Raw genomic sequence first — 16,586 nt, 5'->3', positions numbered from 1 at the left:
ATGCTGAATTGATTTCCGCTTAGTACAGTCGCTTTCCGTAGCGGTAATTATAGCTGAAAAAACGTGCATTATAATAAACTTTAAATAAAACATCAACATTTTAAAACAGCGTATAAAAAACATAAACAGCCTTAGGTTACAAATATAGAAGGAGAAATGAACTGTGAGTTTACATGTTGTATTATATCAACCAGAAATCCCTGCTAATACAGGTAACATTGCACGGACTTGTTTAGCAACGAATGCAACTTTGCACCTCATTCATCCGCTTGGGTTTTCGACAGATGATAAAATGGTACGTCGTGCTGGATTAGACTACTGGAAAAATGTGGATATACAAGAATACGATTCTATTCAGGATCTATATGATACGTATCCTGAGGGCGAATACTACTATATTGAAAACTTTGGTGATAAGCATTATACCGATTATGACTACAGCAATACGGAGGGTGATTTATTTTTCGTATTTGGTCGTGAAACGGATGGGATACCAAAAGAATTGTTAAAAGGTAAAGAAGACCGCTGTTTACGTATTCACATGAATGATCAAGTACGTTCATTAAATCTATCGAATACCGCCGCAATCATTATCTATGAGGTGTTAAGGCAACAAGGGTTCCCAAATATGACATAATAAAAAACCGTCATGACGAATCATGGCGGTTTTTTGTCATCGGAAATTATAAAAATTAAACCTGTGTGGATCGTTAACCAACTGGAACAGCCACATCTAGCTCCAGTGCTAAAGCTGTAGCGAGACTTCCCTCACCTCCGTACGACGACCCGGATGGTCTAGTATTGGCGTTGGTCAAACGACGTGACCGTATATAGCCGATAAAGTTAACATCGGCTCCCTAAAATTAAAGAAGGCTGACTAAAAGCGGACTTTGCGTCCAACTCACGTATCCCCTATGAAGGGGCATGTTTCCTTTATCTCCTACGGCTCAGTCCAGTCCGTACGTCGCTACGACGGATAGGACATCCTAGTACAGGCGTTGCGATTGACGTGGTGTTCTTAGCCTGTAAGAGCGCTTGCCCTTCTATTGATTATTTTTTGGTACTCCTGGTTTGGACTCGTATGCAGATGTAAAGCATGCAATAAGGAATGTAACAGCTACCCCTAATATGAGAACAATTTTCATGATTGTTTCCTCCTATGTATAGAAATCTTATAACAGTATTGTAACTCTATTATAGCGAAAAATACAAAACCTGTGAACCAACATCATAAAAATGTCAAAAAAAATAGCTAATCACAGAAAAATTAAATTTAAAAACACTTACTTCGTATTGTTTCTCTAGGTAAAATAGGGTATATTAGTTGATGAAGTCATTCGTCAATTCTATAATGGTAGCGGAGTTTAAAAATAATCCGTATCATAACGAATCAAAGCTAACTTCTAATGGGGGTATAAGATGTGGCACAGAATGAAGAATCCGAGCAAAGATTCTGGGGTAGTTTTCATGGCCCAAACATGGGGTATATAGAAGAACAGTATGAATTATACAAAGAGGATCCCAATGCAGTTGATCCATCTTTAAAGGAGATTTTTGAACAACATGGCGCCCCTGATTGGATGTATCAATCAGAAAGTCAGGTCCAAGGCACTTCTAAAAGTGCAATAAATGATGTGAAAAAGCTAACCTCAGCGATGAAACTTGTTGAGGCTATTCGTCGTTTCGGGCACTTAGAAGCGGATATTTATCCAGTTGGTAAAAAAAACCGAGAGTCAGATTTAATTGATCCGAAAACATATGGATTAACTGATGATGATTTACGGAATATACCTGCATCATGGCTGTGGGAAGAAGCACCAGCTGGTGTAGACAATGGTTATGATGTCGTTCAAAAACTAACATCGTACTATGTCGGCAAAATTACGTATGAATTTGATCATGTGAATAATGATGAAGAACGAAAATGGTTAATGGAAAAAATTGAATCTGGTGAATCATTACTCGATCTACCAGAAGAAGAACAAAAACAGTTGCTAGAACGTTTAGCACAGGTTGAAGGTTTTGAAGGATTTTTACAAAAAACATTTGTTGGTCAAAAACGCTTCTCCATTGAAGGCTTAGAAACGATGGTACCAATGCTAGACCGTATTGTAAAATATGCGGTAGAGGATAAAGTTTCAGATATTATGATGGGAATGGCACATCGTGGTCGCCTAAGTGTATTAGCACATGTTTTAGGAAAACCAATGGATAAAATATTTTCAGAATTTCACCATTCTCCAGACAAGGAGCTAATTCCATCTGAAGGATCGATAGGAATTAATTACGGTTGGACTGGAGATGTGAAATATCACTTTGGTGCTAGTACAGAAGTGAAAGACGGGGATGAAGCTACAACACGTATTACATTAGCACATAATCCATCCCATTTAGAATTTGTAAACCCAGTTGTTGGTGGGTTCACACGATCAGCTCAAGATGATCGTTCTGAAAAAGGGTATCCAAACCAAGATACAAAAAAAGCGTTTAGTGTATTAATTCATGGTGATGCGGCATTTATTGGTGAAGGAATTGTTGCAGAAACCTTAAACATGAGTGGTTTACCAGGATATAAGACAGGTGGAACGTTGCATATTATTGCAAATAACCTAGTAGGATATACAACAAATCAAGAAGATGGTCGTTCCACACGCTATGCAAGCGATTTAGCAAAAGGGTATGAGATTCCAATTATCCATGTCAATGCAGATGACCCTATTGCATGTATATCCGCAATTTACACAGCATATGAATATCGCAAAAAATTTCAAAAAGATTTCTTAATTGATTTAGTTGGCTATCGTCGTTACGGTCATAATGAAATGGATGAACCAAGAACAACACAGCCACATCTTTATAAAGAAATTGATAATCACCCAACACCTGCACATGTTTTTGCTGAATCACTGAAAGGTGAAAACGTGCTTCAAGAAGAAGAATTTAAACAAATGAAAGAAAAAGTTGAAGAAAAATTACGCGGTATTTACGATAATATGAAAGAAAATAAAACAGGTACAGCTGAACCGAAGCCAATTCCAGAAGAGTTAACGAGTGGAATTGATCAGTATGACACAACATTCCCACTTGAAACATTGAAATCGATCAATAAAGGGTTATTGAAACGGCCAGAAGGATTTACAGGTTATAAAAAGCTCGAAAAAATCTTGAAACGTCGTGAAAATGTGTTAGAAGATGGGAACAAGGCTGATTGGGGAGCAGGAGAGGCATTAACTTATGCATCTATTTTACATGATGGTATTCCAATAAGACTTACTGGGCAAGACACAGAACGCGGAACATTTGCCCATCGTCATATGGTGTTGCACGATGTGAATACTGGGGAAACGTATTCTCCACTACATGGTTTAGAGGAAGCAAATGCATCCTTTGATATCCGTAATAGTCCACTATCAGAAGCTGGGGTGTTAGGATATGAATATGGCTATAGCGTACATTCACCAGATACATTAGTGATTTGGGAAGCACAATTTGGTGATTTTGCTAATGCAGCACAAGTCATTTTTGATCAGTTTATTTCTTCCAGTCGCGCAAAATGGGGACAGAAATCCAATATGGTAATGCTCTTACCACACGGTTATGAAGGTCAAGGACCAGAGCATTCAAGTGCAAGATTAGAACGGTTCCTACAAATGGCCTCGGAAAATAACTGGATTGTCGCCAATGTTACATCATCTGCACAATTCTTCCATTTGATTCGTAGGCAAGCAATTATGCGTGACCGAAAAGAAGCTCGTCCACTTGTGTTAATGACACCGAAGAGTTTATTACGTAATCAACGGGTTGCATCGACAGCTGAAGAATTTGCAAATGGTAAATTTGAGCCATTACGTCAACAACCAAACTTAAAAGTGAGCAAGAAAAATGCGAAACGTTTATTAATTGGTAGTGGGAAAGTAATGGTAGATATTGAGGAAGCAATTGATAATTCTGAGAGGAAATTAGATTGGCTACGCGTATTACGCTTGGAACAAATCTATCCATTCCCGAAAAAGGCATTAGAAAAAGAATTAAAAGAACTGCCAAACTTAGAGGAGATTGTTTGGGTGCAGGAAGAACCGAAAAATATGGGTAGCTGGGATTTCGTTGATGATTACTTGCGTGACCTATTAAAGGATGGGCAATCGTTACGTTATATTGGCCGCCCAGATCGTTCGTCTCCTGCCGTTGGAGAACCGAATGTTCATAAGACTGAGCAAAATCAAATTATTCAAGAAGCGATCAACCCGTCTAAAGGAGGAGATTCCAGTGAAAGAAATTAGAATTCCAGAATTAGCAGAATCCATTACAGAAGGTACAATTGCAGAATGGCTTGTAAAAAAAGGGGATAAAATTGAAAAAGGCGATCCAGTTGTAGAATTGGAGACTGATAAAGTTAACGTAGAAGTAAATGCAGATGATGCAGGGGTCTTAGTTGAGGTTTTACGTGAAGAAGGCGATGATGTAGAAGTTGGTGACGTTATCGCGAAAATTGACGAAAATGGTGAAGCTGGTGGAAGTGCGCCTTCAACAGACGCTGAACCTGAAGTGAAAGAAGAACCAGCAAAAGAGGCACCGAAAGAAGAACCAAAAGAGGAAAAACAAGAAGAAGCTTCTACAGATAGTAAAGAAGTGATTGCAACACCTGCAGCAAGAAAACGTGCACGTGAGTTAAATATTGATCTAAGCAAGGTACAGCCGCGGGACCCATTAGGACGTGTTCGCCCAGAGGATGTAGAGTCTGCTTCTAAAGGAGAACCTGCAAAACAAGAAACAAAACCAGCGAAGAAACAAGAAGCAAATCAAACAGAGAAAACAGAATTTGATAAACCAGTAGAACGTGTGAAAATGTCACGTCGTCGTCAAACCATTGCAAAACGTCTTGTAGATGTACAGCATGAAGCAGCGATGTTAACTACCTTTAACGAAGTGGATCTTACAAATGTCATGAAGCTTCGCAGTGAACGAAAAGAGAAATTCATGGATAAACATGGTGTGAAACTAGGGTTTATGTCTTTCTTTACAAAAGCAGCAGTTGGCGCATTGAAAGAATTCCCATTACTAAATGCGGAAATCCAAGGCAATGAACTTGTATTGAAAAAATTCTATGACATTGGTATTGCGGTTTCAACAGAGGAAGGTTTAGTAGTACCAGTTGTTCGTGATGCAGATCGACTAGATTTTGCTGGTGTAGAACGCGAAATCGGTAATCTTGGAAGAAAAGCACGTGATAAAGAATTAGGATTGAAAGATCTTCAAGGTGGTACATTTACCATTACAAATGGTGGTACATTTGGATCCATGCTATCGACACCAATTCTAAATTCACCACAGGTTGGAATTTTAGGTATGCATAATATCCAAAAACGTCCAATGGTAATGCCAGATGACTCGATTGAAGTTCGTCCTATGATGTATCTAGCACTTTCCTATGACCACCGTATCGTGGATGGAAAAGAGGCTGTTCAGTTCTTAGTTCGTATTAAACAATTACTTGAAGACCCATATGACCTATTGCTAGAAGGTTAAGGGTAGTCTGATGAAAAACCTGTTATGATGGAGTGCCTATCATAACAGGTTTTTTGTTTTATTTGCCTGTTCTTTTAGCAAAAAATATTGTTTTTTAATGACACATTGGATATATAATACGACGTAAAATTGCGCAATTGATTTCCGCTTCGGACAGCGCTTTCACCTTGGGACAAGTGCAACATCTGTTCAAACTCCCATCGCTCATTTTTACAATGTTTTCTTTTCGGTAGGCATGGCTTCAACCTCCTCTATAGAAAAGCGTAATCGCCTTGGTCACCCCCAATTAGAAAACTTGGCTTGTCGCCAAGTCATTATGGCGAAAGGATTAGTTGCACTTGTGCAGTAAGAAAGCCTTTCTTATCTGCCAAGCTTAAGCCGAGCCTCGGCGTGGCGTTTTTTGCCACAAAGAGGATTGACTTAAGATCTCGAGGGAGGTAGGCGCTATAGCTAGACATCGGAAGAAGACCACTTCCTGTGGGGGGGTATAATAGGAAAATAAATAGTACCATATCAGTGGAGGAAGTACACCTAGACTCCGCGTATTTTGGATCCTTTAAGTTTCTATTGGCTTTATGGTGAATTTTTCCCGTTCGGGGTCGAATAGAGACGTTCTAATGGACTTTAGGAGGAGTTACCCGTTCGGATAGGTCGAATAAGGACGTTCTAATGGACTTTAGGAAAGGTTACCCGTTCGGATAGGTCGAATAGAGACGTTCTAATGGACTTTAGGAGGGGTTACCCGTTCGGAATGGTCGAATAGAGACGTTCTAATGGACTTTAGGAGGAGTTACCCGTTCGGATAGGTCGAATAAGGACGTTCTAATGGACTTTAGGAAAGGTTACCCGTTCGGATAGGTCGAATAGAGACGTTCTAATGGACTTTAGGAGGGGTTACCCGTTCGGAATGGTCGAATAGGGATGTTCTAATGGACTTTAGGAGGGGTTACCCGTTCGGAATGGTCGAATAGGGATGTTCTAATGGACTTTAGGAGGGGTTACCCGTTCGGAATGGTCGAATAGAGACGTTCTAATGGCTTTTTCTGTGAGTTTATTATCGTTTGAGCTGTATCAGCGATCATTTGGGTTATTCATATGTTACAAATTCACGTCACATCATCTATCAACTACAACGGTAAGAAAACAATAAAGCATAAGGAAACCGCCTGTATAAAACAGCCCAAACGAAAAATCCTTACCCTTTTTAAAAAATTGTCTTATACCTCTTGAATTCCACTATAAAAACGAATATTATTGTAGTTGTTGTTTAAATCATTCGGAAAAGCAGGTGTAAGTCAATGGAAAAACGGTTTAACTTAAAACAAAATAATACAAATATCCGAACTGAAGTAATAGCTGGAATTACAACCTTTTTAACAATGGTATATATCGTTGTTGTCAATCCTGCTATTTTAATGTCGGCGGGAGTACCATTTGACCAAGTATTTATGGCAACAGTTATATCCGCCGTTGTTGGAACATTATATATGGCCTTTTTTGCAAATTACCCGATTGCTATTGCTCCGGGGATGGGGTTGAATGCCTATTTTGCTAGTGTAGTAGCTACACAAGGTTTATCCTACCAAGTAGTATTTGGAACCGTATTTTTAGCAGGTATTTTGTTTATGTTATTAAGCTTTACGAAATTACGAGAAACACTAATTGTCTCGATACCCGATTCTTTAAAGTATGGGATCACATCTGGGATTGGTTTATTTATTGCGTTTGTCGGTTTACGAAATGCAGGAATTATTGTTCCAAATGAAGCGAATATTGTTGGTTTAGGCGACTTACATGAGCCAATGATCATCTTAACCATTGTTGGATTATTCATTACACTAGCTTTATTTGTTTTACGGGTGAAAGGTGCATTGTTTATAGGAATGCTCATTACTGGTGTTATTGCGTACATAACAGGTCAACTTGATTTTGCAAATGGTGTTGTATCCACACCGCCAAGTCCTGTTTTCTTTGATATCGATATTGCTGGTGTATTTAGCCATGGTTTATATACTGTTGTATTTGCGTTCTTGTTAGTGACAATCTTTGATACGACAGGGACGATGATCGGTGTTGCAGAACAGGCAGGTTTTATGAAAAATGGGACATTACCTCGAGCAAAGCATGCACTAATGGCTGATGCAACAGCAACAACAGTTGGTTCGATGTTTGGCACGAGTCCATCTACAGCCTATATTGAATCGACATCAGGAGTAGCTGCTGGTGGAAGAACTGGTTTAACAGCTTTTATTGTTGCGGTGTTATTTGGATTGTCCATTTTCTTTACACCGATTATTGAAGTGGTTGCAACGGTTCCGGCTATCACATCCCCCGTATTAATTATTGTTGGTTGTTTTATGATGGAAGGGTTGTCGCGAATAGATTGGAAAACGTTCGATGAAGCTTTTCCCGCCTTTGCTATTGTGTTATCCATGCCATTAACCTCTAGTATCGCCACTGGGATTGCATTTGGATTTATTACATATCCATTATTAAAGTTAATAAGTGGAAAAGGAAAAGATGTTCATTGGATTCTATATGTTTTTGGTATTATCTTTATTTTACAGATGACTTTCTTTCCAGCACATTAAACATTGTAAAACCTTAGCATGTACTACTATACTGTATGCTAAGGTTTTTTATGTATTTGATCATTTAGTAATCGTATCAAAATGATTTAAGTCGGGAAAGGTAAGCTTAAGATTTATCTGGGGATTGAAAAAATTTACCCTTCAAAACTTTTTTACTCTTTTTTGGCAGATAAGAAAGCACAAGTTTACCCATTTGCTCACTAGGCTAAAACCGTCACGTCAATCGTAACGCTGACACTAACGTCCTGTGCGTAATTAATACTAAGGATTTTTGCATAAGGGCTTGGGGAAAAGCTAAGTTTTCTATAATGCCATTATGTGTAAAAACATGTACAACAAGAGATAGGGGGCAGCATCTTTGGATATACTTCTAGGATTATTAGCAATTGTAATTGTTTTAGGACTTGCATTCTTAATATCTAATGATAAAAAGAATGTTAACTATAGAGGCATTATTGTCATGATAATTGCACAGTTTTTGGTTACATGGTTTATGTTTACAACAACCATTGGAAGGACAATTATTAACGGTATATCTGCAGGCTTTAATAAGCTGATTGAGTTTGGTACAGAAGGGATTAGTTTTATTTTAGGTGGTGTAGAAGTCGGAGAAGGAGGCGTTTTCTTCTTTGATGTTTTATTACTAATTATCTTTTTTGCCACCATACTATCTGTTTTAACATACTTAAAAGTACTGCCAACACTTATTAAATATTTAGGTACATTAATATCAAAAATTACGGGCTTACCCAAGGTGGAATCATTTAATGCTGTTAACAGTATCTTTTTCGGTCAATCAGAAGCACTAATTGCCATTCGTTCACAATTTCGTCATTTAAACAATAATCGGCTTTACATCGTTAGTGCCTCTGCAATGGGGTCTGTTTCTGCTTCTATTGTTGGTGCTTATTTACAAATGCTACCACCACAATATGTATTAGTGGCGTTGCCATTAAATATGTTTAGTGCATTAATTATGGCATCCCTTATTGCACCAGTAAATGTGGCAAAAGAAGATGACCATGTAGATATAAAAGATGTCTCTGATGATAAAAGTATTTTTGAAGCGATGGGAAATGGAGCATTAGAAGGCGGAAAAATTGCCTTAATTGTTGCAGCAATGTTAGTAGCATTCATCGCCTCATTAGAATTAGTAAACTGGCTCATTCAGACAGTCTTTGCAGGTATAACCCTACAACAAATTCTTGGCTACATTATTGCCCCAATCGGTGTTTTAATGGGAATTGCACCAGGAGAGGTTATTGAAGCAGGAAGTGTGATGGGAACTAAAATTGTGACCAATGAATTTGTTGCGATGTTAGAATTTGAACAAATGCTTGATAGGATGTCAGAGAAGACAGTAGGTATTGTATCTGTATTCCTAACAAGCTTTGCTAACTTCTCATCCATTGGTATTATTGCAGGAACGGTACAAGGAATTGATGAAGAAAAAGCAGCCAAAGTATCTGGATTTGGCATGAAACTGTTAATTGGTGCTACGCTTGCATCCATCTTATCTGCTACGGTTGTTGGAGTATTTATCTAAAAAAGACCTCATTTCGGAAGTGAGGTCTTTTGATATTTTGGCAGAGGTCTAACAAGTACCCTCAGTTCCCGTTTTGTATTTTTTGTGCTGATGAGGTAACAGAGAAGTGTCCTCAGTTCCCATTTTGTGATTTTCTAGCTAAGGTGGTCACAGGCAAATTCACTATTTTATTTTTTATACTATTCCCATCAAATTAAACCTTACTTCGATACACGTGGTAAACGCGCCATATATTTCTTTTGTAAATAAAGGAGGCGCCATAACAAGAAAATAGCACCTGAGCTTAACCCAGTAATGATACCTACCCAATAGCCAAATGGTTCTAGTGCTGTGTAATTTGCTAGGACCCATCCAGTTGGAAGGCCGATAATCCAATAAGAGGTAAACGCGACAATGAACGTCATATTGACATCTTTATACCCACGCAATGCACCTTGAATTGGTGCACCAAATGCATCTGCTAATTGGAAGAAAATAGCGTAATAAATAAATTGTTTGGTTAGCTCTATTACTTCGGGCTCATCGTTGTACAGTGCTGCTGCAGTATCATTGAAAATATAAAGGACAGCACCAGCAAATAGTGCAATAAGAAGACCACCGCTAATGCCGATAAAGCCATAGGTTCGTGCATGATCAAAACGTCTAGCACCAACCTCAAAGCCAATAGCAATCGTTAAAGCCATCCCAACACTTAATGGAATCATATACAATAGAGTAGCAAAGTTGATTGCTGCTTGGTGTGCAGCAATCGTATAGGTGCTATATCCACTCATTAGTAATGTGACTGCTGCAAAAATACTTGTTTCAAAGAAAATCGCAAAACCCATTGGAATCCCTATCTTAAGTTGCTCCCACCACTCTTTAATAGATGGAAGAACCCATTGGGAAAAGATGCCATAGCCACGAAATGGTCTAATCTTATAAACAATTCCAAACGCGATAATACAAACCAACCAATAGGTTAACGCTGTGGCAATTCCAGCACCAACACCACCAAATGCAGGCACCCCAAGTTTTCCAAAAATAAACATATAATTAAATAAAAAGTTTAGGGGTAATGAGATAAGCATTATTGTCATTGATATTCTAGTTTGCCCTAGTGCGTCGATAAAGCTTCGTAATGTATTAAATATAAACAATGGGATAATTCCAGTGCTTAACGCAATTAAATAAAACTTTGCTGTATGTCGAACATCTGCTGCTAAGTCCATTGCTTGTAAAATGGGATTAAGAACTACTGCTCCAATTAGAACCACCGTAATGGCAAGTGCAATAGCAAGGTAGACTCCTTGTTGGACTTTTCTTGGTACGTCATTATTTGATTTTGCCCCCGTTAACTGCGCTATAATAGGGGTGATTGCTAATAATACGCCATTGATCCCTGTAAAGATGGGAACCCAAAGGCTAGATCCGATCGCAACACCTGCTAAATCACTAGCACCAGCACGTCCAGACATAACAGTATCAAAGAAGTTTGTTAAATACATACTGACTTGGGTAATAAGGATAGGTACAAGTATAAATCCAAATAATTTTAATTTTTCTTTTAAAGTTGTTGTTTCATACATAATACCCTTCCTTTTTGTGTAGTTTTCTATTAGGATAAATAGGTGTTCAATTAAAATAATAATGAAATCATAAAGCATATTATACCGCTAATGATAGGAATGTGAAAGAAAGGAAGTTCACACAATGAGGGATAAACATATTTTATTTACAGGTGGAGGCACAGCAGGCCATGTTATTGTCAACTTGGCATTGATTCCGTATTTTCAGCGAGAAGGTTGGGAAATTGACTATATTGGCTCCAAGGATGGTATTGAACGTACATTGATTGAACAAGTAGAAGGGGTTACGTATTATCCAATATCAACTGGAAAGCTTCGTCGTTATATGTCAAAGGAAAATTTAAAGGATCCATTTAAGGTAATGAAAGGGACCTTGCAGGCAGGTCGTATTATTGGAAAACGAAAACCTTCTGTTATTTTTTCTAAAGGTGGATTTGTATCTGTTCCTGTGGTACTTGCGGCAAAAATGCGTGGTGTACCAGCAATTATTCATGAATCAGATTATACACCAGGACTTGCTAACAAATTAGCTATTCCATTCTCCAGAAAAGTACTTGCAACCTTCCCAGAAACAATGAACTATCTACCAGAAAAAAAGGCAGAGTATGTTGGTGCAGTAATCCGAGAAGAATTGTTCCAAGGCGATAAAGAACAAGGGTTAGCGATGTGTGGGTTCACAAAAGCAAAACCTGTATTACTTATAATGGGTGGAAGTGCAGGATCGCAAAAAATTAATGAAACTCTGCGAAATAGCTTGGATGTGCTATTAGAACAATTTCAAGTCATTCATATTTGTGGACAGGGAAAAACGGATCCAACTACAGAGCGACAAGGGTATACGCAATTCGAATATGTAAATGAAGAGTTGAAGGACCTTTTTGCAGCAACAGACTATGTTCTCTCACGTGCTGGGGCCAACGCAATTTTTGAATTTCTTGCATTACAAATTCCGATGTTACTGATTCCATTATCAAAGGAAGCTAGCCGTGGGGACCAAATTATAAATGCTGCTTCATTCGAGGAAAATAAATATGCACGTGTCCTGCAAGAAAAAAACTTAACTGAAGAGACACTTATTCAGGAGATCGAGCAATTGAAGAAACAAGGACCAGTAATGCAAGATAAGATGAAAAAGTATCAAAGTGAAAAGGCAAAAGAACGTGTTATTGATATTATCATGGAAATAAGAAAATAATTGGAAAAAAACTCCTTTCGGAAACACGACAGGAGTTTTTTTTACAGATAGGAAAATATATAAACTTTCTTTCTGCATAAGTGTAACAAAGGCTATCACCGAGAAGGCTTGGCGATAGCCGGGTTTTCTGAAAAGATAAGAAAGTAAGAAAAGTTGGCTTTATTTTGTTCATATACAGGAACAGCCAAGTCCAGCTTCGAGCGATTGACGTCATAGTGCCGATAGACATAAGGACGCACGAGTTTTCATCGGCCAGCGCCTACCCCCTCGAGGTCATAAGTCAATCCTCATTACGCGCAAAAAGCCCCACGTCAAGGCTTGGCTTATGCTTGGCAGATAAGAAAACCTTCTTACTGCATAAGTGCAACTAAGGCTTTCGCCACTTGGCGACAAGCCAAGTTTTCTAATCGGGGGTGATCAAGGCACTTCTAGCTTTTGTTCCACGTTAGGAAAGTATAAAATTTTAGCTAAGAAGAAGACTCGACGTTGCTAAAATTTTAATGTCCCAAGTATAAGAAAAACGAACACATTCCCTAAAGGACGAGCGAATGCGAGTTTTTCTAATAGATCTGATTATTTGATGTGGTAAACTTGCGAATATCGCGTAATATCGAGTAATACGAGCGATATGGATGATATTGCATGTTATACTTGTTTATTATCGGAAAATGACAAATTATAAAGAATTTCGATAGATTAGTAAATTTGAACAAATATAGGACTTTCGCTAAACTTAAATAGTGTTGTTGTAGGAAAGCACTTGTAAAAGTGAAAATTTCATCATTTGCCCCGTTGATGAAATTTTGCCCTCTGCTAACTGTTCGCATCTGCCTTTATTTATTTAATTAATTTCCATTTTATTAACCTATCGTTTTACATAATCCAATTTTTATTGGGTTTTGTATAAAAAACTAAAAAAGGAGTATTTATCTATGAAAAAATTGATATTATTATTTTCTGCTACTATTTTAGTAGTTTTAGCTGCATGTGGCGGCGGTGATGAAGGATCTGAATCAGACGAATCAGGTGGAGGAGATATTGATACCATCGTATTAGCCGATGCTGGTTGGGATAGTATCCGTGTACATAATAGTATTGCACAAAAGATTATTGAAGATGGCTATGGTTACGACACTGATGTTACAGCGGGTTCAACTGCTGCAACCATTCAAGGTCATCGAGAAGGTGACATTGATGTTTATATGGAAGTTTGGACAGATAATGTAAAAGAAGTGTATGAAGAGGCAATTGATGCTGGTGATTTTGAAAATGTTTCCGTAAACTTTGATGATAATGTACAAGGTTTATATGTACCAACATATGTGATTGAAGGTGATGAAGAACGTGGTATTGAACCAGCTGCACCTGACTTACGCACTGTTGAAGACTTAAAAAATTACCCTGAGGTTTTTGAAGATCCAGAAGACCCTGGCCGTGGCCGTGTGATTAACGCACCAAGTGGTTGGGCAGTACAAGAACATATTGATGCTAAATTTGATTTATATGGATTAGAAGAGACAATGAACAACTTTGCGCCAGGATCTGATGCTGCAATCGTGGCAGATTTAACAGATGCATATGAAGCAGGTGAACCATGGGTTGGTTATTATTGGTCCCCAACTGCTGTTACGGCAAAATTTGATTTAACACTATTAGAAGAACCAGAGTACGATCAAGAAGTTTGGGAAGAAACAAAAGGTACAGAATTCCCTCCAAATGATGTTGTCGTAACGGTTTACAAAGACCTCCCAGACCAAGCACCAGAAGTAGTAGACTTTTTAAGTAACTATGAAACTAGTAATGATTTAACAGAAGAAGCACTTAGCTATATGGATGAAAATGAGGCCTCCGCAGAAGAAGCGGCTATATGGTGGATGAACGAGCATGAAGATCTTTGGACTAGCTGGGTACCAGAAGAAATAGCGGAAAAGGTAAAAGAAGCTATGTAATTGAATTAAAGCAGCTGGCCGTTTGGTTGGCTGCTTTTCATCAAGAATAAAATATAATAATTATAAGAGAGGTGAGAAGACTGCAATTAAGCAGTCTACCTATGGGCGCATTTCCAGATATAAGTACAAGTATTGGTGATTATGTCGATTCATTTGTATCTTTTATAGATACAACTTTTGAAGGGTTTTTTGACTTTATTTATCTTGTAGCATCTAGAACAATTAATGGAATCGATGACTTTTTAATGTTTTTGCCATGGTGGCTATTTATCGTCCTTATCTTTTTATTAGGATGGTATTTTAAAACAGTTGTTGCAGGAGTTCTTTATAGTGTTTTCATTTTCTTAATTGGTACATTTGGTTTATGGGAAGATATGATGACAACAATAGCAATTATATTAACAGCTGTTATCATCTGTTTAATAATTGGTATTCCAATAGGTGTTTGGATGGCATTTAGTAGCAGGTTCTCCCTTGTGACACGACCTATACTAGATGCGATGCAAACAATGCCGAGTTTCGTGTATTTAATTCCTGCCATTTTCTTCTTTGGTTTGGGTAACGTATCCGCTATTTTTGCTACCTTAATTTATGCATTACCCCCTGTTATTCGTTTAACAGAACTTGCAATACGTGAAGTAGACCAAGAAGTAATTGAGTCGGCACAGTCATTTGGCTCTTCAAGATGGCAAATGCTTCGTAAAATACAGCTACCACAAGCTTTACCAACCATAATGGCCGGTGTTAACCAAACAACGATGATGGCGTTAGCAATGGTTGTTATTGCTTCGATGGTTGGTGCTTCTGGTTTAGGGGAACAAGTACTCGTCTCCATTAACCGGATTGATATCGCATTAGGGTTTGAAGCAGGTATCAGTATTGTCTTTTTAGCTGTGATTATTGACCGAATTACAAATGGTGTCGCTAATAAATTCCAAAAACATAGGGGGGTTAGTTAATGACAACGAAGATTAAGTTAGAACATGTATCGAAAATTTTTGGTCCTAAACCAAAGTCCGTTATCCCGATGATTAAGCAAGGAATGTCAAAGGATGAAATACTAGCTGAAACCGATCATACGGTTGGAGTTTATGACGCCTCACTTGACATTAAACAAGGTGAAGTTTTCGTAATTATGGGGTTGTCAGGAAGTGGAAAATCAACCCTTATTCGTTGCTTTAACTTATTAAACAAACCAACGGATGGATCTATTTATATCGATGATGAGGATATAGTTAAATATAACAGTTCCCAGCTTAAAAAGGTGAGACAAGAAAAGATCGCAATGGTATTTCAGCACTTTGGCTTGTTTAGTCATCGAACCATCCTTTCTAATGTTGAATATGGTTTAGAAATACGTAATGTGCCAAAAGAAGAACGTCGTGAAATTGCAATGAAAAATATTGAAATAGTCGGGTTAAAAGGCTATGAAGATAAGTACCCTGATGAGTTATCTGGGGGAATGCAGCAACGTGTAGGACTTGCGCGTGCACTTGCGAATGATCCGGATATTTTATTGATGGATGAGCCATTTAGTGCATTAGATCCATTAATCCGTCGTGAGATGCAGTTAGAACTATTAGACATCCAAGAACGTTTACAAAAAACAATTGTCTTTATTACGCACGATGTAAACGAAGCATTCAAAATTGGTGATCGTGTTGCAGTAATGAAGGATGGTCAGGTTGTACAGGTTGGTACGCCTGAAGAAATTATTGAAAGTCCTGCAAATGATTATATTTCTGAGTTTATTAAAGATATTGACCGTTCCAAAGTATTTCAAGCTGAGAATGTCATGATTAAACCAAATGCACTGGTTTCCTTAAAAGATGGACTAAACGTAGCAATAAAGGAAATGGAAGAAAATGGTATATCTAGTGTGTTTGTCGTTGATCGCCAACGACATTTACAAGGAATTGTTACGATTGATGATGCTATTAAAGGGAAAAAAGAAAAGAAAAGCTTAGAAGATGTATTAAGTACAGATGTTACAGTGGTTCAAAAGGATGAATATGTGAATGATCTAATACCAAAAGCATTAGAATCCAAATATCCTTTAGCCGTTATCAATGAGGAAGAAAAAGTCATTGGATTCATATTGCGAGTACACGTATTAGCGGGTCTAGCAGCAAATGATGTTAACGAAAGTGATGAATATCATGCATAAATCATAGAAATATAAGTAGCTAACTATATTGGTTAGCTACTTTT

General features: G+C 37.9%; 10 protein-coding genes. 9 read left to right on the top strand and 1 reads right to left on the bottom strand.

Annotated features, from left to right (window positions below; all coding sequences use genetic code 11):
- Positions 1–163 precede the first annotated feature (163 nt).
- From trmL to GHC26_RS11340, 5 genes are all read left to right on the top strand, one after another.
- A complete protein-coding gene (gene trmL, locus GHC26_RS11360) occupies positions 164–637 on the top strand; it encodes a tRNA (uridine(34)/cytosine(34)/5-carboxymethylaminomethyluridine(34)-2'-O)-methyltransferase TrmL (RefSeq protein WP_163971398.1) in 474 nt (157 codons plus the stop codon).
- Between the two features lie 784 nt (positions 638–1,421).
- Positions 1,422–4,280 carry a 2-oxoglutarate dehydrogenase E1 component gene (locus GHC26_RS11355; protein ID WP_163971397.1) on the top strand — a complete coding sequence of 953 codons (2,859 nt, stop codon included), beginning with the start codon at positions 1,422–1,424 and terminating at the stop codon, positions 4,278–4,280.
- Entirely contained in the window at positions 4,267–5,526 is a 1,260-nt protein-coding gene (odhB, locus tag GHC26_RS11350) for a 2-oxoglutarate dehydrogenase complex dihydrolipoyllysine-residue succinyltransferase (RefSeq protein ID WP_163971396.1), read from the top strand. Before GHC26_RS11355 ends, odhB begins: the two co-directional genes overlap by 14 nt.
- Before the next feature lie 1,298 nt (positions 5,527–6,824).
- Complete coding sequence (locus GHC26_RS11345) at positions 6,825–8,117, top strand: NCS2 family permease (RefSeq protein ID WP_163971395.1); 1,293 nt, start codon at positions 6,825–6,827, stop codon at positions 8,115–8,117.
- A 358-nt stretch (positions 8,118–8,475) separates the two neighbouring features.
- Entirely contained in the window at positions 8,476–9,663 is a 1,188-nt protein-coding gene (locus GHC26_RS11340; RefSeq protein ID WP_163971394.1) for a NupC/NupG family nucleoside CNT transporter, read from the top strand.
- A 200-nt stretch (positions 9,664–9,863) separates the two neighbouring features.
- On the opposite strand, the gene GHC26_RS11335 is transcribed toward GHC26_RS11340, so the two are convergent.
- On the bottom strand, positions 9,864–11,231 hold the full coding sequence (locus GHC26_RS11335; protein ID WP_163971393.1) for an MATE family efflux transporter: 1,368 nt from the start codon (positions 11,229–11,231) through the stop codon (positions 9,864–9,866).
- A gap of 124 nt (positions 11,232–11,355) precedes the next feature.
- Between GHC26_RS11335 and GHC26_RS11330 the strand changes: the two genes are divergently transcribed.
- The 4 genes from GHC26_RS11330 to GHC26_RS11315 all read left to right on the top strand — a co-directional run bounded on the left by GHC26_RS11330 (position 11,356) and on the right by GHC26_RS11315 (position 16,542).
- Entirely contained in the window at positions 11,356–12,426 is a 1,071-nt protein-coding gene (locus tag GHC26_RS11330) for an undecaprenyldiphospho-muramoylpentapeptide beta-N-acetylglucosaminyltransferase (RefSeq protein ID WP_163971392.1), read from the top strand.
- Between the two features lie 932 nt (positions 12,427–13,358).
- Positions 13,359–14,375: an ABC transporter substrate-binding protein gene (locus GHC26_RS11325; protein ID WP_163971391.1), complete on the top strand. Its 1,017-nt coding sequence runs from the start codon at positions 13,359–13,361 to the stop codon at positions 14,373–14,375.
- A gap of 101 nt (positions 14,376–14,476) precedes the next feature.
- Entirely contained in the window at positions 14,477–15,334 is an 858-nt protein-coding gene (locus GHC26_RS11320) for an ABC transporter permease (protein WP_163971390.1), read from the top strand.
- On the top strand, positions 15,334–16,542 hold the full coding sequence (locus GHC26_RS11315; protein WP_163971389.1) for a quaternary amine ABC transporter ATP-binding protein: 1,209 nt from the start codon (positions 15,334–15,336) through the stop codon (positions 16,540–16,542). The genes GHC26_RS11320 and GHC26_RS11315 overlap by 1 nt, the downstream gene beginning before the upstream one ends.
- Positions 16,543–16,586 lie beyond the last annotated feature (44 nt).

It is taken from the genome of Oceanobacillus halotolerans (assembly GCF_010993955.1).
GTDB classification, from domain to species: domain Bacteria; phylum Bacillota; class Bacilli; order Bacillales; family Amphibacillaceae; genus Oceanibacillus_A; species Oceanibacillus_A halotolerans.
The sequence above is the reverse complement of the archived record's forward strand: the minus strand, read 5'-3'. Positions and strand labels throughout refer to the sequence as shown.

Bases quoted from the DNA above. Each gene is read 5' to 3' on its own strand.
- GHC26_RS11345 (WP_163971395.1), top strand. From the start codon at position 6,825: ATGGAAAAACGGTTTAACTTAAAACAAAATAATACAAATATCCGAACT.
- GHC26_RS11335 (WP_163971393.1), bottom strand. From the start codon at position 11,231: ATGTATGAAACAACAACTTTAAAAGAAAAATTAAAATTATTTGGATTT.
- GHC26_RS11330 (WP_163971392.1), top strand. From the start codon at position 11,356: ATGAGGGATAAACATATTTTATTTACAGGTGGAGGCACAGCAGGCCAT.
- GHC26_RS11325 (WP_163971391.1), top strand. From the start codon at position 13,359: ATGAAAAAATTGATATTATTATTTTCTGCTACTATTTTAGTAGTTTTA.
- GHC26_RS11320 (WP_163971390.1), top strand. From the start codon at position 14,477: ATGGGCGCATTTCCAGATATAAGTACAAGTATTGGTGATTATGTCGAT.
- GHC26_RS11315 (WP_163971389.1), top strand. From the start codon at position 15,334: ATGACAACGAAGATTAAGTTAGAACATGTATCGAAAATTTTTGGTCCT.